Source organism: Saprospiraceae bacterium (genome assembly GCA_016715965.1).
In the GTDB taxonomy this organism is placed as follows: Bacteria; Bacteroidota; Bacteroidia; order Chitinophagales; family Saprospiraceae; genus Vicinibacter.
This window is the reverse complement of sequence record JADJXG010000001.1, coordinates 688,515-707,788: the sequence shown is the minus strand read 5'-3', so window position 1 is coordinate 707,788 and position 19,274 is coordinate 688,515. Positions and strand designations below refer to the sequence as shown.

General features: G+C 38.8%; 15 protein-coding genes. 9 read left to right on the top strand and 6 right to left on the bottom strand.

From position 1 onward, the window contains the following. Positions 1 to 13: 13 nt before the first annotated feature. Entirely contained in the window at positions 14 to 1,741 is a 1,728-nt protein-coding gene (locus tag IPM48_02635; protein MBK9270468.1) for a hypothetical protein, read from the top strand. Between the two features lie 25 nt (positions 1,742 to 1,766). After that, on the top strand, positions 1,767 to 2,759 hold the full coding sequence (locus tag IPM48_02630; protein ID MBK9270467.1) for an ABC transporter permease: 993 nt from the start codon (positions 1,767 to 1,769) through the stop codon (positions 2,757 to 2,759). A gap of 77 nt (positions 2,760 to 2,836) precedes the next feature. Here IPM48_02630 and IPM48_02625 read toward each other — a convergent pair whose 3' ends face one another. Further along, positions 2,837 to 3,340, bottom strand: coding sequence for a hypothetical protein (locus IPM48_02625; protein MBK9270466.1), 504 nt, complete (start codon positions 3,338 to 3,340; stop codon positions 2,837 to 2,839). A 212-nt stretch (positions 3,341 to 3,552) separates the two neighbouring features. Between IPM48_02625 and kynU the strand changes: the two genes are divergently transcribed. Further along, a complete protein-coding gene (gene kynU / locus IPM48_02620; GenBank protein MBK9270465.1) occupies positions 3,553 to 4,830 on the top strand; it encodes a kynureninase in 1,278 nt (425 codons plus the stop codon). 26 nt (positions 4,831 to 4,856) lie between these two features. Then, positions 4,857 to 6,203 (top strand): FAD-dependent monooxygenase, encoded by a 1,347-nt coding sequence (locus tag IPM48_02615; protein MBK9270464.1) that lies wholly within the window; start codon positions 4,857 to 4,859, stop codon positions 6,201 to 6,203. Between the two features lie 247 nt (positions 6,204 to 6,450). Here IPM48_02615 and IPM48_02610 read toward each other — a convergent pair whose 3' ends face one another. The 5 genes from IPM48_02610 to IPM48_02590 all read right to left on the bottom strand — a co-directional run bounded on the left by IPM48_02610 (position 6,451) and on the right by IPM48_02590 (position 13,348). Next, positions 6,451 to 6,588: a hypothetical protein gene (locus tag IPM48_02610; protein ID MBK9270463.1), complete on the bottom strand. Its 138-nt coding sequence runs from the start codon at positions 6,586 to 6,588 to the stop codon at positions 6,451 to 6,453. A 43-nt stretch (positions 6,589 to 6,631) separates the two neighbouring features. Further along, complete coding sequence (locus IPM48_02605; GenBank protein ID MBK9270462.1) at positions 6,632 to 7,552, bottom strand: T9SS type A sorting domain-containing protein; 921 nt, start codon at positions 7,550 to 7,552, stop codon at positions 6,632 to 6,634. A 68-nt stretch (positions 7,553 to 7,620) separates the two neighbouring features. Next, positions 7,621 to 8,862, bottom strand: coding sequence for a T9SS type A sorting domain-containing protein (locus tag IPM48_02600; protein ID MBK9270461.1), 1,242 nt, complete (start codon positions 8,860 to 8,862; stop codon positions 7,621 to 7,623). Positions 8,863 to 8,995: 133 nt separating this feature from the next. Beyond that, entirely contained in the window at positions 8,996 to 10,750 is a 1,755-nt protein-coding gene (locus IPM48_02595) for a PKD domain-containing protein (protein ID MBK9270460.1), read from the bottom strand. 66 nt (positions 10,751 to 10,816) lie between these two features. Next, positions 10,817 to 13,348 carry a hypothetical protein gene (locus tag IPM48_02590; GenBank protein ID MBK9270459.1) on the bottom strand — a complete coding sequence of 844 codons (2,532 nt, stop codon included), beginning with the start codon at positions 13,346 to 13,348 and terminating at the stop codon, positions 10,817 to 10,819. 1,144 nt (positions 13,349 to 14,492) lie between these two features. On the opposite strand from IPM48_02590, the gene IPM48_02585 reads away from it, so the two are divergent. The 5 genes from IPM48_02585 (at position 14,493) to IPM48_02565 (ending at position 19,152) form a co-directional block, all read left to right on the top strand. Next, positions 14,493 to 16,235 carry a hypothetical protein gene (locus tag IPM48_02585; GenBank protein ID MBK9270458.1) on the top strand — a complete coding sequence of 581 codons (1,743 nt, stop codon included), beginning with the start codon at positions 14,493 to 14,495 and terminating at the stop codon, positions 16,233 to 16,235. 45 nt (positions 16,236 to 16,280) lie between these two features. Next, positions 16,281 to 16,580: a transposase gene (locus IPM48_02580; protein ID MBK9270457.1), complete on the top strand. Its 300-nt coding sequence runs from the start codon at positions 16,281 to 16,283 to the stop codon at positions 16,578 to 16,580. After that, the gene (locus tag IPM48_02575) at positions 16,577 to 17,467 is read left to right on the top strand and encodes an IS3 family transposase (protein MBK9270456.1); all 891 of its coding nucleotides are present in this window, start codon (positions 16,577 to 16,579) and stop codon (positions 17,465 to 17,467) included. The genes IPM48_02580 and IPM48_02575 overlap by 4 nt, the downstream gene beginning before the upstream one ends. 286 nt (positions 17,468 to 17,753) lie before the next feature. Then, positions 17,754 to 18,380 carry a hypothetical protein gene (locus IPM48_02570; GenBank protein MBK9270455.1) on the top strand — a complete coding sequence of 209 codons (627 nt, stop codon included), beginning with the start codon at positions 17,754 to 17,756 and terminating at the stop codon, positions 18,378 to 18,380. A 445-nt stretch (positions 18,381 to 18,825) separates the two neighbouring features. Continuing rightward, positions 18,826 to 19,152: a hypothetical protein gene (locus IPM48_02565; protein ID MBK9270454.1), complete on the top strand. Its 327-nt coding sequence runs from the start codon at positions 18,826 to 18,828 to the stop codon at positions 19,150 to 19,152. Positions 19,153 to 19,274: the final 122 nt, after the last annotated feature.

Below are 19,274 nucleotides of genomic sequence, written 5' to 3'. Positions count from 1 at the left end.
TTAAAACAACAAAATGAACTTAAAGATTAGTCTGAGCCATTACATTCTCGTGTTTTTGTATTTCCTCCACCTGGCTTGCAAACCTGAGAGTAGCAATCAATTCTTCCATCTTAAAATTAGGGTAAAAGAAGAACCCGATTGTCTGCAGCCGATTGTTTCACAATCTTCGTTGGCCACTCAAATCGAGATTCTGATCATGCCCCCGCTTTTTGAATACAGTCCCGACCAGCTTGAACTCTCTCCCATGTTGGTCAAAGAACTCAAAGCTCCCGTCCAAATCAATGACTCGGTGCTCGCGTATGATTATGAAATATTTGAGAACGCAACATGGGACGATGGGCAACCCGTTATTGCCAAGGATGTGGCGTTTACCATCAAATCAGCATTAAACCCTCATTTGAGAAATGGCAGTTGGCGTGGTTTTTTCCAAAATATCTACGACGTTGACATTGATTTGCAAAATCCGAAGAAATTCAGAGCAATGGTTAAAAGCTCCTATATGCTCAGTCGGGAAATGACCGGCAATTTTTGTATATATCCGGCGCATGTGTATGATACTGGGAAGGTGTTGGAAGCATTTTCCATCCCTGAATTGGTCATTGGAGACTCCAGCTCAATGGGAAAGGATCGTTGGGTATTGCTTCAAAATTATGCCAGAGATTTTGAAAGTGAGGCTTACTGTAAGAAAATCATAACAGGCTGCGGACCCTATCGTCTAAAGAGCTGGGAAACTGGTAAGAGAATTGTGTTGGAGAAAAAATCCAATTGGTGGGGAGAATCATTGGTCAAGGATTTTCCATTGTTGAGTGCCGAAGCACATCAAATAGAATACATTGTCATCCCGGAAGAGGCAAGTGCTGTCATTGCGTTGAAAAATGGACAGATTGATCTTGTATCCGATGTCAGCGCAAGACAATTTGATGAACTCAAATCCAATCCTGCATTTGAAGTGGCTACTCCGGCCGTGATGCAGTACTATTATCTTGAGATCAATCACCGGAATATTTTTCTCAGCAGATTGGAGGTAAGGAAGGCCCTGGCCAGATTGCTCGATTTGGATCAGTTTATTTCCACCCAGATGAATGGCCTTGCCAGCAGAATTATTGGTCCGGTATTGCCCGGAAAAAGTTATTATCACAAAGAATTGAGCCCGGTAGCGTATAGCCCTCAGGAAGCGAAAAATATCCTGACAGAAGCAGGCTGGAGCGATAGCAATCAAGACGGCACGCTGGATCTGGAGATCAATGGGCAGAGGAAGGAATTAATCCTGCAACTTTCTGTCACAGGCAATGAGATTGGAAAAAATCTGGGCATTCTTCTTCAGGAAGAAGCAAAAAAAATTGGAATTAAGATTGAAGTCATCAGCAAGGAATCTGCTGTTTTTATGAAGGATCGAAAAAATTTCCAATTTGAGCTGGCCACCATGGCATCCAGACAATCCCCTTCATTGTGGGATCCATTTCAATCCTGGCATACACAACAATCCAATCCGGGAGGATTTAATGTCTCCGGTTATGGTAACACGGTGACCGATAGTTTAATTATGGCCATCCGAAATGCAAAGGATGATATCCAAAGGAAAAAAGCGTATATGGATTTTCAGCAAATTCTATACGATGACCAGGCACATATCTTTTTATTTTCGCCCCTGGAGAAAATAGTATACAGGAAAGGCTTAGAACTGATTCCAACCATGCGGCGACCGGGCTATGTGGAAAACATGATCAGGAATAAAGAGTAGAATGTTAAAAGTTTTTTTACAAAGTTTGACAAAATCTATCATGACCTTGGTGGTTTTATCTTTTTTGGGATTGTGGGTCATTGATCAAATTCCCGGGACTGCTGAAGATTTGGGAATAGAAGAAAATCCGGAACTCATGGTCAAAAAAGAAAATCAATTCCCGCTTTTTTATTTTAGTGTTTTAAAAGAAAGAGAAGTGGGAAAAAGCTTGGATTGGATCGATTTTGTTCCACAATTTTCATGGAATGCCGGCAACAATCAATACCACCAGATCTTAACCAAACCATCTTATTCACAAAAAGATGGGATTCCTGTTTCTAAAAAAATGATGCAAGCCCTGTCCTGGACTTTTGCATTGCAGGTGCCGGCGGTCATTTTGATTTTTTTATTGTCCTGGTTTTTGGCAGTGTGGGTGATCCAACGCCATTCAGAAAAATGGACGAAGTCAGTAATAGGAATACTCACTTTACTGCATGCGGTGCCTGTTTTTTGGTTTGGAAGTTTGTTGATTTTGTTTTTTGCAAATCCAGATTTTCTAAATTGGTTTCCATCGATGTATTTGGGTGACGCCAGTATGGGAGGATTTTCTGCGTGGATGCAGCAGCCATCTTGTTTTATTTTACCTTTAATCACTTTGGTATTGCCTTCATTGGCCATTTTATTTTTATTGAGTCACGGAGGATTAAATGCTGCATTGCAGCAAAGATTTTGGATGAGGGCCTACTCGTTTGGCATTCCATTTAAAGAAGGTTTAAAACATGAAATTTACCCACATGCGCTCATACCAATTCTTGGCTGGATCGCTGCAGCGATTCCTTTTTTAATGGCAGGATCTTTGGTGGTAGAGTCCATTTTCAGCATTCCGGGTGTGGGTAGGTTAATGTACCAATCGGTGGCTGGGAGAGATTGGACCGTAGCCTATTGGATATTTATGGTATCGGCCATTTTTACATTAGCGGGTATGCTGATCGCTGATCTCATTCAATGGTATTTGGATCCAAGGACGAGAAAAGGATAATGCAGACTTCAATCATTACCCAAAAAAAAAGCCGGTCAAAAAATGAACCGGCACTTATGTTTTAAATTAGAATGGATTTATTTCAAAATATATCTGACGCTCAATGCACCATAACTTCCTCCAAATCCGCTTAAAAATTCTCCACCAATCACTACGGTAGGAATCCAATCTACACTTAGATTTAATGGAATATTGTCAAAACTATAGTCCAAACCAATTATTCCATGAAGTCCAAAAGATAAAGAAGAATAATCATCAGCCGCAGGTCCCCAATGTGCGTCGTCATAGTTCCAATAGTATACAGATGCTCCACCACCAACATACCATTTTAATCTTTCTACAGAAGGAATGGCCATGTGATGCTGATAAAAAGCAGAAAGATTTAACCAGCTATAGAAAGAATATCCTCTGTAACCCAATACCCCTTCGATGGCGCCTTTTTCACTGATAAAGGTTTTGTAGGAAAGGCTGAGAGGAAATCCTAATCTTAGACCAATCGCAGATTTATAGTCTTGTGCTTTCAAGTTGCTTGCGCAAATGAGTAGGAAAAGTCCGAGGAGAAAACTAAATTTGATTTTCATAAACGTATTTTTAAGTTGAATAATTTTGTTTTGGCAAAGGTAAGAACATCCTTTTAATAGTTAAATATTTTTTTTCTTAAATCGTAAAATACTGCAAATGAATATATTATATTGATGTTTGGCCTTGCTGTGCATAAATGCCATCTATTGTAGATTTCCCGGTTGATTTTAATTTGAAGTCCCGAGGCTGGTCGAATTGCTATTTTTGTAGGATGAATGATTCCATTCCGCAATTTGCAGAACTTGACGCCCAGGATCCACTGGCTGGATTCCGTGAAAAATTCTTGATTCCTGTTTCGAATTCCACCATCGGTGGAACCCATAAAATGCTATATTTCTGTGGTAATTCGCTTGGCTTGCAACCGGTATCAACCCGAGATTATATCCGCCAGGAGCTGGATGATTGGGCCCGTTTCGGAGTAGAAGGACATCTCCAGGCGATGAGGCCCTGGGTAAGCTACCACGAGATATTGACCGAAGACATGGCAGCAGTGGTTGGAGCAAAACCTTCTGAAGTCGTAGTGATGAATACGCTATCTGTCAATCTGCATCTGATGATGGTATCTTTTTACCGGCCCAAACCCGGCAGAAGCAAAATACTGATAGAATACAGCGCCTTTCCCTCTGACCGATATGCAGTGGAATCTCAAATCCGATTTCATGGATATGATCCGGAAATCGATTTAATCATCCTCCAACCGGAAAACGAAGACGAATATGTCAATCCAGCTTACATTCAACAAGTCATCAAGCAACATGGTGAAAGCATTGCTTTGATTTTGATCGGTTCGGTGAATTATTACACCGGTCAGGCCTATCCCATCCGAAAGATTACAGAATGGGGACATGCGCAAGGTTGTGTGGTTGGTTTTGATTTGGCGCATGGTGCAGGCAATTTATTGCTCAATCTCCACGAAGATGGTCCTGACTTTGCAGTATGGTGCAGCTATAAATACCTCAACAGCGGACCTGGAAGTCTGGCGGGCTGTTTTGTTCACGAAAGACATTCCAAAGCCTATGATTTACCGAGGTTTGCGGGCTGGTGGGGACACAATAAGCAGAGAAGATTTCTAATGGAGCCTAAGCTCGATCTTCTTCCCGGGGCAGAAGGCTGGCAATTGTCCAATCCTCCCATTCTCCCAATGGCCTGCATCAGGGCATCACTGGACCTTTTTAAAGAAGCAGGAATGCCGGCACTCAGGACCAAGTCTCTCAAACTTCACAAATACCTTAGAGATTTAATGAACAGTCTGGACCATCCGGAAATTCGCTTACTGACACCCGAAGTGGAAGAAGAACACGGATCTCAAGTTTCGATTCAAATCAAAAATGCAAACAAAGAAATATACCATCAATTGTCAGCATTGCACATCATCGCTGATTGGCGTGAACCCGATGTGATCAGGGTAGCGCCGGTCCCACTGTACAATAGTTTTGAAGATGTGCATCAACTTTATTCCGCATGTAAGAAAGTGCTAAAAATCCAATAAACATTCTATAACACATCAAGATCAACATGCAGCAAAAGCCGGATTACATCATCGCAGGAGCAGGACTGGTAGGCAGTTTGTTAGGTCTCCGATTGGCCCAAAGAGGCTTTAGAGTTAAACTTTATGAATCTCGTTCGGATATGCGCCTGTCCGGTATTTCTGCAGGAAGATCAATCAATCTGGCTTTATCCGATCGTGGAATCCAAACCCTGGAGTTGCTTGGTTTAAAACAAGAGATGCTCCAACATGTTGTGCCCATGCAAGGTCGAATGGTACACGATCTGGCAGGAAATCTCCAATTTCAACCTTATAGTGAGCGTCCCGGTGAACACATCAACTCCATTAGTCGCCGCACTTTGAATGTCATCTTAATGGATGCGCTTGAAAAAATTCAGCCAGATGCCATCATTTTCAACACCGAATTGAGCAGTCTGGATTTTCAGAATTTTCAGTCCGTGTTTCAAAGCAGAAATGGAGAGCGTTTTATGCATCAGAATATACCACTTTTGGCCACCGACGGTGCAAACTCTGTGGCCAGAAAAGAATTGATGAGAATTAGTCCTTTGATCCGTTTTAACTACGCTCAAAATTTTCAAAATTACGGTTACAAAGAGTTGACCATTCCACCTGCGGAAGATGGTTCGTTTAGAATTCACGATCATTCTTTGCACATTTGGCCCCGCGGACATTTTATGATGATTGCATTGCCAAATCCCGACGCTACATTTACGGCGACCTTGTTTTTGCCTTATGAAGGAAAAGAAAGTTTTGCGGCATTGCAAACGGAAGAAGATGTATTTGAATTTTATGCCAAATATTTTGCTGATTCCATTCCGCATATTCCGGCACTCACCAAAGAATTTTTCGAACACCCTACAGGACATTTATACACCGTCAAATGTCATCCCTGGTATTATCAGGATCAGTTGCAATTGTTGGGAGATGCAGCTCACGCCATTATTCCATTTTATGGTCAGGGTATGAATTGTGGATTTGAAGATGTTTTTGTCTTGGATCAACTGATGGATCAAAATTTAAAGGCTGAGGAATTGTTTCAAAAATTTACGGACAGCAGAAAAATCAATGCAGATGCGATCGCTGATTTGGCGGAAGATAATTTTATCGAAATGAGAGACAAAGTCGGAGATCCTGTTTTCCAAAGAAAACGCGCGCTGGAAAATCGACTTGAAAAATTCGATCCATCCTATTATTCCAAATACGCTTTGGTTACCTTTCGACCGGACATCAGCTACCATCAGGCGATGTGCTTGGGCAGAAAGCAGGACGAACTTTTAATGGATATTTGTACCCAAAAGGAAATAATAGATGATTTAGATCTTCCTCGTATTTTAGATCGATTAATGAAGCTTTAAGATATAGTTTTAAGTTTTAAATGAGGAGTGTAAGAACTCAAAACTAAGAATTCAAAATTCAAAACTCAAAATTCAAAACTCAAAACTCAAAACTCAAAATTCAAAACTAAGAATTCAAAACTCAAAATTCAAAACTAAGAATTCAAAACTAAGCACTCAAAACTAAGCACTCAAAACTAAGAATTCAAAACTAAGAATTCAAAACTCAAAACTAAGAATTCAAAACTCAAAACTAAGAATTCAAAACTCAAAACTCCTTCAGGATGACGATTTTCTCCGACCTCACCACTACTCCGCACTCGTAAATCACGGCATGGTACAAGCCTGCAGGCAGCTTTTCGGTGTCGATCAAATTACTGCTTCGATACGAGTTCACCAACCACATCAAACCAAATTATTTAGCGCGTTTTATCTTATACAAGATTTCCTTATTCTTTTACAAATGTCTTCAGCCATGTCCGGTCTAAAGGCATTATCAAATAGATGCCCGGAGGGAGGTCATGGACTGAAATGTTGAGATTGTCAATACTTGTATTTGAAACTACTGTACGCACCTTCTTTCCGCTGAAATCAAAAACATCAAACTGCCGGGAATTAAAAAATCCGTCAGAATTGAGAATATGGATATTATCAAGTGCAGGGTTGGGATACAGACTGATGGATGATTGCTTCTGAGGATTTTTAGTATCGATTAGAATCCTGAGTGGTTGATTGGTAATGCCTATGTGGATCATATAGATGACACCAGAGTCACCGTTGTTTAATTTGGTTTCATAATAATTTCTCCTGGCCCAAGCAGCATAATTGGTTTGTTCCAAATAGTCTTTATCTAATATAAGTTGATTCATCGTGCTAAGTCGCGCCTCTACTTTGGGTAGGTTGCGTTCATCAAAGAAATCAAATGTACTATAATCTATCCTTGTTATAAAACTGCTGTCGCGGCAGGTGTCTCGGTGGAATTTTTCTTTGTCCCAGCTCAAAGTAACCGGATAACTGCGACTGTAAAAGCCTATTGGAATTTGTGAGGGATCACCTCTTGGTGGTAAAAATGGTCCCATAGTGTCGCAATTATATCTGGTAATAAATTTTTTTTGTTCAGGATTTGAATTTGGTAAAAACGTCATTCGTATGTCAAGACTAGATCGGTAGGGGATATGTGAGACATCGTATTCTCCATACGCTGTGTCTGCATATTCATGTTTATCCCTTAACACATCTCCTAAACAAAGTGAATCTTTGTCTCCGTCAGGATTGGTGATATAAATTTTAAATTCAAAATCCGGAACCTCTATCTGGCCATAAATTGCCATTGTTAAGAAAGAAAACAAGAAGAAAATTGAATTTTTCATATTTGGATATTTTTTAAAATACTGGAGAGGGACTCCAATAGTTCCCCTCCAGTAAATGGATTACTTTGTTATTGTTGTTTGATAAGATTAATTGGGATTATTTCTTGTTGATTTAGAAAGAGACGTACTTGATAAGCACCATCCGGAAATGGGCTTAAATCCAGAGGTAAATCATAATTTCCAATTGCACTCCAGTTGGTGTTTTGCAAGGTTACGGGAGTTGGTAAATTTATTCCAGTAATGTCAATTTGCAAATTAGTTTCTTCCTCAAGTGTATAATGCAGAATAGCATTATCGCCAGATGGATTTGGATAGATAAATGCAGCTGAAACACAACAATTGGCTGGAATACCTTCATCCGGGCATAATTCTACTGTAACCCATTTAACAAGAGCATTTTCGTTTGTACAATCAGAATGTTTGGCTGTAAGCTCAATGCGATACACACCCGATTGAAACTGATACCCCGTTTGTTGTTTTAGTCTATGATTACTCAACTTGCCTTCGCAGCGATCAAAATCAAACAACTCGATAAAGCCCCCATCCAGTGCCCGATCATCCTCGGACAACCATCCATATGTTTTTCCATCTGGGCTAAATGCGGCATTACCATATCCCATGGTCCGACTTTTCAATCCGGAGACATATTTATTTGAAAATTTTAATCCCTCTGGATCGAGTAAGAACACCACTTTATCATGAGAATGTCTTGTCGGTACGACAATCCACCAATCTCTGCCATTGGCATGTCTGCAAGCAGTAATGCCAATTACTGAAAAGGATTCAAAATAAATATCCAAATCCTTGTGTAGGACTACAGACTGATCAGGGTCCTTCACGTTGACCAAGGTCGATCTCAATTTATTGGCTCTAAATACGGTGTCGTACTTAGGTTTATCAAACCACAAATAAATCAAGCGATAGGTGTGGTCTGCAGAAGGATCAGGCAGAATGAGAATATTCTGAGAAATATTCGTCCCATAATAGGATCCCCAAAAATAGCTGTCGCGATTGATTTCCTCCAAGCCCTTGACCCTATTATGGCGATGGTCCCATACCCTGCAACCATCGGAGTACAGGATCAGCTCACCGGTCTTGGGGTCGGAGATCAATGAACTGGTTGCATTATGATTGGCTTCGATGGTATCGCGGGTCATGCGCAGTTGCTCATCAGCAAAGCGTACGATGGTGGTGCCAATGGTAGTATCTGAGTAAAGTCTTGAGCTGCTGTAGCCCAGGATCCAGGTGTAGTCTTGTTTTTGAGCAGAACTGATATGGAATAAGAAGAGAAGGAAAGCAATGAGAATCATTGCTCTCATCGATTGAATTCTAATGATATTTATTTTATTTGCCATCACCTAGGATGTCGCTTATGTTTTTATCCTGCATAAACGATTGTATCAATCGATTTGGATTTCCAATTCAAATATACTAAATCCATAATTACTCCCCCATCAACACCAGCTTTTCTGCTTTGACCAGGATGCCCCGTTCATAAATCAGGGCCGAATACAGGCCCGGGGGCAGAGCATGGGTATCGATGACATTGCTGCCTTGATAAAGGCGCTGAGTATAAACCGTCTGTCTCTGTGCATTCACCAGATGCAGGTACATGCGCTCGGGGAGGTAGTCGTGGACATTGAGCACAAAATGGTCAGATGCAGGATTAGGCAATAAATCTGTTTTAATCCCAATTTTTCCTTCATCATTAGTACCAGAAGTTCCGACATGCAGGGTCCTACATAGGGTATCCGCACCATATTTGTTTTTAACAATCAGACAGACCTCATAGATTCCATCTTTCTCATAACAGTGGATTGGAGAAGTATCCCGACTTTGAGTCCCATCACCCAGATCCCAATACCATTCTGGCTCTGATTCTTCCGTTAAATATCCGCTTAGATCCACAAACTCAAAGCATCGATATTTAGCAGTATCCTGATCGTATCGCCACCAAGCCCAAGGGACATTGTCTATGCCGAGAGTATCGCAGACACTTCCTTCTATGGGCCCTACGCGGTAATTGGGGAAGTTAGGGGTGGAGTTGTTTTTAACTTTCAGGGGGATCCCCATTCTTCTGGGTATGCTTGCTTTACCTCTGAGATTGGGCTTTTCCACGACGTGCAGGTAAGGCTGCCCATAGCCTGTACCTGAGTATAGTCTGCCATCAGGGCCATTCCTAAAAAATGCCCAACTCATTCCAAAATTTGGGATGGGATCAATGGTGTCCAATAATATGGCTGAGCCCAGGATATCAGGATCAGCAAGATCCATCTGGTATATCTTATAGGAGTGGCCCCAGTATAGATACCTGCTGTCGGGAGAAAATCCAACTCCATAGAAAAGACCGCGAGTGATTAAATTTTCCTTTAAGATTAAGTTTAGATCACCTTTACATCGGTCAAAGGTAAGTAAGTATAAAAAAGTTCCAATCTTCTGTCCTATGCCTGAAATGATTGACAGATATCTGCCATTGGGAGAAAAGGCAGCATTTGACACTCCGTTCCTGATGTAATCTATCAAATTTTGTGTTCCTGCATACTTGAATCCAGAAGGATCCAAAATATAACGCTGCACAAAGGTAGAAGGGCTGCGCTCAAAGACCATGATCCACCAGTCCCTGCCATTGGCATGCCGTACAGCTGTAAACCCCCCCTCTAGTATATATTCTCTGGTCAATAGAGAATCTCTGCTGAGGATTTGATGGGATTCATGGGTGGAGTCAAACTTAATGGTCAAAACCTTCATTCCATTAAATGCTACCGCACCTCCAAAAGTGTCTATCCTGTAAACAGTGTCGTTGGGGTAGAGCAGTACGTAATGTTCCGGCTTGTCAGGGTAAGGCAAAAATAAAGCGCACTGGTCAATAGGGATTCCCCTCTCTTTATCTACTCTGGAAAGATTTTGTGCGTTGGGTACCAACTCAAGATTATAATCAATGAGGATATCTCCATTGGAGTAATAGCGCAGTTTGCCATCAAAGTTAGATATTCCTGTATTGGTAGTTTGGAGATCAATAGCTTTATCTGTCCGATAACTCATTATTGGATTACCTTCGTGAAAATCAATTTTAATTAAACCAAAATTTCCACTGCCCATTCCGCCCCCATAGCCCGACAGCCATATAAAGTCGTGTTTTTGAGCCTGTAGGCATATCGTACTAAGAAGGCAGATCATTAAATTCAGCAAGTATTTCATTGTATTAAGGGTAAAATAATCCACGGGATGGATGATTTACCATCCCGTGGATTGTTGGAGAATAAATTAATGAACAATTATGGTTTTAACGGAGGAAATTATTGATCGATCGTCCTGAATCTGGATCAAGTAAAGACCCGGATTAAGATGACCAGTACTGATTTCTAGGGCGAACGCAGGCTTCAGAATCATTTGAGTATATAACACTTTGCCATCAAAAGATATTAAGCGCAAGCGTTTACCGATTAAATCATAAGAAGTGGATGCAACAATGGATTGATCTGCAGGATTGGGATGGACTACCATTAATTTTTGTTGTTCTGTTGCGGAAGAGCTTATCAATGGCAGCGGACTTGAGCATAAAAAGGCATCTTCATATTCCATCTGGGGATCATGGAGCTGGTACAAGCCCCGGGCGTTAAAGACCGTATAATCTTGTGTCTTAGGGCATTGGTTGGCGATGGTATTTATGGTCTGCCAGTCTGACTGGCTTAAGCTGTCAATTCCCTCTATTACGTACTTCAGATAAAGCAAGGAGATATTTTTTTCTATTTGCTGTTCATAGATGTTTGCTGAGATGATGAGCCATTCATCCTTTAAGCTTTGCGCCGCGGACCTATAGATGGAATCCAGATCTGCTGTGACGGACACATACAAGAGCCTAATGGAGTCAGCAGCTTGTAATCTTTCCAGAATCATGTTCTCCAGAGTCAGGGTATCTGCACCATCCAGCTGTAGTAAGGAATCAAGCTCATTAAGTTGTAACACGATATTGGCTAAATCATCATTGTATGAGTTTAATAATGATTTATGCTGAACCGGGGGATCGGACAAAGTTCTCATGGATCTGCGCATTTGATAGTAAGTTTCCATTGGAGAGCCAACAGTTGCATAATAGAAAGAATCGATCAAAGGATCCTGTCCCAGCAATTCAGGCCAACTTGAGAGCTTTTGAAAAAGCCAGATCCGGGAGTTCCATGACCTTCCGTCCTGATAATCACCAAAGTCGGCATCGGGATGGGCAATATCCAGGTCGGTACCGGTGATGCGAGGGCCAGCCGGAGGGACCAGCATATTTCTTGCTCTGATAAAGGAGTCACAGACCACGATGCACTTTGATTCGTTTCCGTCTCTTGGCTCAAACCAGGGTTCATTGGTCTGGGGCGTCAGTATGGGATTGGGCAGAAAATTGGGATCGTCATTCCTTACATAAAATTTGGATCTTCTTAAATCGAATTCGGTGCCAACATGAGTTGCTTCAATGGGTGCTGTAAGTCCCGGCCAAAAGTTGGCATAATGGGGCTGCTCGGAGCAATAGCCATCCATGTAGAGAGAGGCGATGGGATTTTGATGAAAATCGGTACCTAACAGGTGAGTTTCGTCCGCATCCCCGGTAAAGTAAGCTCCGTAAGAGGATCTAAGTGTGGAATTGCAGCAAAAGACATTGTTTTTTGACCAAGAATTAATAATGCCATGATGTATTACACCTCCTAGATCGGAAGTGGTAAATATGCTGTTTCCGATTACAAAATCGCCATGACTTTCTATCAGGTTGATGGCCGACTTGTTGATACTATTGGAATTGTAAAAATTGCTTCTGACATTAATGTTGTTATTGGATATTTCCATATCTCCATATCTGGTTAATTTAATACCATAACTGTTTTTGTCAATTGAAAAATTGGTATGTCCAGTAATGATTCCTCCTCCAGAAGGCTTGATATTGAAAATCTCAATTCCAAAATTTGAATTAATCAATGTACCGGGAAATTGATTGTCGGTCTGTTCTCCATAAAGAGGATTGGCACTGATCTGTAAGAGTCTGGGAGACTCAACCTTATAACCAAAAATTCCACCATTTATATAATTAATTGTATTGCTTTGGATTAAAGTACTTTTTGCAGAAGAATTAACAAAAGAGATTCCGAAATTTATATTTAAGGTATTTCCTAAAGCTGTGAGATCAGATCTGGATACTGTAATTCCTGAGCTCAATGGAGAATCAAAGGAATTTTTAATAAATGTCCCAACAGAAGTGTTAATCACAATTCCATTCCCTTTGATTAATCTAAATTTTTCATTTCCGTTAAAGCCGCCATAGTAATCAGCCCCATCCAGATTATAAAAATGGTTATTGCTCACGCTTAAAATAGAGCCATTGTCGGCAAGAATTCCATTGTGCAATCTAGTAAAGTCATTTCTTGTTGAGATGTGGAGCACACATTCACTTATATAAATTCCTGCCCAACTTTTTGAGCCAAACCCCTCAACCACAGGCGCATTTGGACCTGCTGGTTTTAGGTTTGAAGAACACGTGAATTCACAACTCGAAATTTGTCCCCAAAAGTTAGTCCCGTTTGGTGCATATATACTGCAATAATTTCTATCAAATGTGCAATCAAATACAGTGCGAACCCATGCGTTCGGTGTAGCTTCGACAGCATAAAAGGCATTTGAAATTGAAGACTTATGCAATAAGATAGAACCTTCAACCAAAATCCCTTGCCACATTTCAGATCCACAAGCATCAAAGTTGGTAAACTGATAAGCACCCAAATGAGCATTGCTTAATACTTGTATAATAGCTCCTGGTCCCATTTTAAAAGTAGTGCCCCTAAAAACTTGCACACGGTCAATGATTAATGTTCCCGCAACACAGATTGTCCCGCCATTTTGGTACGAGTTAATAGTAGTGCTACTTATATAAGTTACTACTTGACCAAATATCCAAACATTTGGACCAGCTGTACAATTGCAAGTTGGACCATTCATGTGACTCTCTTCTAAGCAATCATCTTTAATTGGGTTTTCAAATGAGCTTTTGAACAATTGTAAATGGTTAGTTTTCGATTCAATTAAGGGAGAAAAAGGTAGTGTAATTTTGGCAAAAGTTTGATTAAACACCCCGCTAGCCATAACATGGGCTAAGATGAGGAAGAATCTTGAAGCGCTGCGCGCTAAGTGTTGAGGGTTGAAGAATTTTTTTTGGCGGGGTATAGCTACCCAGACTTGAGGAGAAATCTAAAGTTTTCATTTTTATTGATTTTGAAAATTAAAAAAATAAATTACCAACCTAAAACAGCTGATGCAATCTCTTAATTTTTTTAATTTCCCTCCCTCTATTTTCTATCCAAAAACATTTCTTGCTGATTGCTTCAGCTTTTGATTTGTCCATGGTGATTTCCGAGATTCTCCTGATACTTCTGTGTCCCAAAGTTAAAGAACCAGAGAATAAATAGATGACAAAAATACAATCATAAGTTTAAATAAGTTCCAAATAATTTGAAAAATTTTATAAAAATTTAAAAATTCAGTGAAAACCCCTAGAAAATTAATTCAGTGAAAACCCTTATATTATTTTTAAAGACTTTTCTAATTTAATAGATATATGATAGATTTTTTGATGATATAATTCATTATATTATAAATTAATGACACTGTTGTAACATTTTCTAAATTCTATGAAGCCTATGTGATTTTACTAACCGTCTTACCGCAACGTTTTGAATTTCGCAATTTACAAATTCTTTAATTTTCTAATTACATTTAATAACTGTTCAATTCTCTAGTCTAGACATTCTCTATTTTATGAACAATTTTCAAGATATGATTGAAATTGAAAATCAATGTTAAAAAAATAATCCAAGTTTATGAAACACTTTTGTTAACATTTTGTTAATTATAAAATTGGAAGATATTTGTATTTATAATTCATGTATTTTTGGTCTATATAGAACCCATCATGAAATTCATCTCTCCTTCTTTCCTTCTCCTTCTCTCCCTCCTGCTTGGACCTCTGATTGTAAAATCACAGACAGATCCATTGTTTGAAGAAACAGTCCTCGATTCAAACAAAATGACCGAGGCAATGTATGATTGGCTTGAGTTAAGGACAGAAGATACAACAATTCAATCTTGGTGTATTTCCAAAATAGAAAACCTGCCAGATTATCTTGATGATTCTGCTCATTTTTACCTTTATATAGATGGATTTGTAGATTCCATTTTAATTGAGCCCACTGATTATCAATACACCAATGACTCAACTTACAGCTATACAGGGCAGATGGTGGGGGTAGAAGGCTGGGTTAGTTTTGTTTCCAAGGACTCCTTGAAAACTGCTTTGATCTATTACGAAAGTGAGTATATGGAGTATATTCCTTTTTTAAGAAACACCAACCTTTGTTTAAGATATGACAATATCCGGTATGATTCCACCTTGTGCGAAGTTTCAACGGACAGTTTAATAGAATCCAGTGATCCGATAGATACATCCTTGTGCAGAGATGAAACTTGTGCCACTGTGATCAAAATACTTATCTTAATCACTCCTCAGGCTGAAGATTATCTAGGGACCAGAGGAACCATCGATGCTATGTCCAAGATTTGGCTCACCAACATCAATCGCGCTTTCCAAAATAGTTATATTCCTCATTTAGTAGAGGGAGTAATTGTTTACCATAATTTTACAAATTATGATCCGGGAGGAAAAATAAGACAAGATGTACTTAATTTAAGGTCAGATAATAACGTATTGACCCTAAGAAATAATCACAAAGCTGATTTGGTAATCCTAATAACGAATGTAGAATACGATGATTTTGCACTTGGCAGTGCTTACGATGAAGTTGTAGATTCCGATAAAGCCCATGCAATCGTTGAAGTGCCTTATATTGACGCTCCAACTTTCACATTGGCTCATGAAATGGGTCATCTTTTTTCAGCCCACCATCAGAGAAATCAAAGACCATTTCCTACCTATTTTCCAACGGACTGTTCATTTGCATATAAGGTAACAGGAACTGAATTTACTATTATGGGATCAGTACCTGTGGTATTACATTATTCAGATCCTCAAGCCAAATATCTGACAAATGCTACCGGAGACGAAGTAAACAATAATGCTGGAAAAATAAGAAAGCAAGGTTGTGTTGTAGCCAATCATAGGTCTGAGAAAAACTTCCAGCTTACTTTTAGAAGTTCCGGCCAATTAAAATGCACACCACCTTACCTAACTATTGAAGCCATTATCCGAGAACCGGATAGTGGCTTTCCCGGTCAGCCTCCTTATACCTACGAATGGAACCGTAGTTTTAAAGGCGATTTTTCAGATGAAGTTTACCTAGGAAATACTAGTTCAATTTATATTAATTCTTGCAGTATTAGTACAACAAGACCCTTCTTTGTGAAAGTGAAGGTCACATCTGACGATAATGAGGTCAGTATGCTTACTCGAAAGGTCAAATGCCAATGCCAGCAAGGGAGCCCAATTAATCCTAATCATAGGACTAGGGCTATTTTGACGGCGGGAGGAATCCAGATTTTAACCAATACGGACGATTCTCAATTTTATCCAATAAGCCAGGTTGAAAATTTTCCTTTTGATCAATTTATACTATTTGATTTGTCTGGTAGGACAGTATCATCCGGCTATATAATTGATAACACAATAAATTTAAATCTGGACATAAACGGTTTATATTGAAGTGGTCCAAGAAAATGGTACACAAATCTAACTTAAATTTGTGTTATGGATCAATCAAAGACAAACAATCGGAGGAGGAGGTACGATACCGAGTTTAAGCTTAATGCCATTCATTTGCTCGAATCCGGGAGGAACGCTAGCGAATTAGCTGATTCTCTTGGCGTTAGTAAGCAAATGCTTTACAATTGGCGTAGTCAAATCAGGATTACCAGGAATGCTTCCGTCCAGCCAGGAACAAATAATCCTTATACTGAACTTGAACAGCTCCGTAAGAAATTAAGGGATGTTGAAATGGAAAGGGATATTTTAAAAAAAGCCTTGAACATTTTCAGCCGGCAGACATGAAACCAAAAGCTGAATTTATCCAGAGTCTAAGCGGTGTGTATCCTACTAACAAGCTTTGCAAGATGATGAATATTCCAAGGAATACTTTGTATCATTTTATCCACAGGAGGGATTCTCCCACTAAACATTTGGGATTAAGAGACCGAATAAAATCCGTATTTGACTCTCATATGAATAGGTATGGAAGTCGTAGAATTAAAATGGAATTAGCCGTAAAATATTCAAAAAATGTTAGCCGCCATTTGATTCGCAAATGTATGAAGGAACAAAATTTGAAAGCAATCCAGCCAAAGAGTTTTGTTCCAAAAACAACTGATTCCACCGGGACCAAATTTCCTGCACCCAATTTACTTCTTGATTTTGGAAAGGCGCAAAAACCAAATGAAGTATGGGTTGGTGACATTACCTACATTCCTTTAAAGAATGGCCAATGGGCCTATCTTTCAACTTGGATTGATACTTATTTGCATAAAGTAGTGGGCTGGGATGTTCAGACTCATATGAGAAGCGAACTGGTTATTTCAGCCTTCAATAAAGCAAAACTGAAATGCATCCAAAATAAATTAAGTGTGATTGTCCATTCTGACCGAGGAACGCAGTACTCTAGTAAAGATTTCAAAAATGCCATTAAAGGAAATAGACAAAGTATGACTCGCAAAAACGAAGTTTATGACAACGCAATTGCCGAATCATTTTTCTCAAGGCTCAAATGCGAATGCATTAGAGGTACTGTATTTGATGATTTGGATCAATTAAGATTCACTCTGTTTGAATACATAGATGGCTATTACAACACAATCAGAAGGCATTCATCCATTCAATACTATACACCCTTAGAATTTGAAAATATTTATTATTCGAAAAATCAATTCACTCATTGCAACTAATATGGAAACAAAACATGACTTTGCATTTTTACCCTTAGACGAGGACCAAGCTTATTGCGGACAAAATGTCAAGAGTTCCGCCGACCTCTTTATTCTGTATTCTTCCGGCGGAACTCGACTTGCTCTTGACATTTTGGGAGCAATGCTTATCTTTGTCGCAGGGGTAAAATGTGTACTAATTTTATTTTTTAACTAAATTAGATCAGTGTCCCATTTATTGGTACCATGTCATATTTTATTCAATTGCTTAACCGAAATGGATTGTTCACTACCTTAAAGTACTTTCATGAAAACTAATATCTTGATTATATCAGCCATACTTTACTTTTACAATTTCTCTTGCACGGACTCTGGTCCAGATGATCCTAATCCACCAATACCCAAAGACAGTTGCATAGTTTATGAACCTATTCTGGATTCAATTTCTAAAGTAAGGGTGTACACTGTTAAGGACACCATTGCAGATTTTGGATATGCTAACAAAGTTAATTCGATTAGTTTTTTTAATTTGGGTGTAAGTTTAAATGAGGAAAGAATTCGGATTCATTTATTCTCCCATGATCAAGATGGAGGTTTAACTGATCTTATAATATTTTACATTCCTCATTCAAAACACGGATGTTTTGAAATTAAAAATAATTGTTATGCAAATGGTGAAGGGCAATTTGAAAATGTATGTGTATCCTTTGATAGTAATGAAAGGGATGTTTTAATAGATTCATATTTACTCGATAGCAATGTGATAAATAATAAAATTGAAATATTATCAATAGACACATTAAATAAGACAATAGAAGGACGTTTTGCTTGTTCTTTTGTATTTGCCAATGACCGGCCAAAAAGAGATCCTTTAAATTTGGATACCATGCGGTTTTTTAATGGATATTTTAAGGGGAAGTATAAGGATAGGTGAAATTGATAATTTGAGAGTGGACAAAGGGTTAATTTAAATACTAAAATAGGGTTTGTGGTCAATAGAACATTTTTTGAAACCAACATAGACATCTAGTAATTTAATCGAATGATTAACCGCAATGGATTGTTCACCACCTTAAAGTACTACCATGAAAACTAAAATATTCATAATAACAATTTTGATGTACTTTTTTAATTTCTCTTGCCGTGACTCCGGTCCCGATGATCCCAATCCACCAATACCCAAAGATAGTTGTGTGGTTTTTGAATCTATATTCGATGACAGTTCATTGGTAAATTTATACCCTAATTGGCAAAACGAATGGGGCGTTTCTTTTTGTACTAAAGTAAATTCAGTTAATTATTTTGTACCCAGAAGTTTTAGACGGTCTAATTAAAATGATTTTTCTTTACAATTACTTTCATTCGACAAAGATAGCATTTTGGCAGATGTAGTTTTATTTGTTGGAATTCCCTTAAAAGTAGGATGTTATAATATAGTCGAGCAATGTTCAAGAATTATTAACTTCAATAATGTTTGTGTTATATTTGACAATTGGAATTATGATACAGTCATCGATTCTTACCTCATCGACACTAGCCGCACTGACAATAAAATTGAAATAGTATTTATTGATACTGTTCAGAAGATCATGGAGGGTAGATTCGCTTGTTCTTTCGTTTTTGCCAATGACAGACCAAAATGGGATTCAAAAAATCTGGATAACATGCGATTTTTTAATGGATATTTTAAAGGGAAGTATCAGTAGAGGTGATAGTTTTAAGTGTTGAATTTTAAGTTGTGATTTCATGAATTCCATTGACAGATTTGTTATAAATTATACCATTTATAGAATATGATAAACTCCATTTTTCCATATAATTTCCAAAT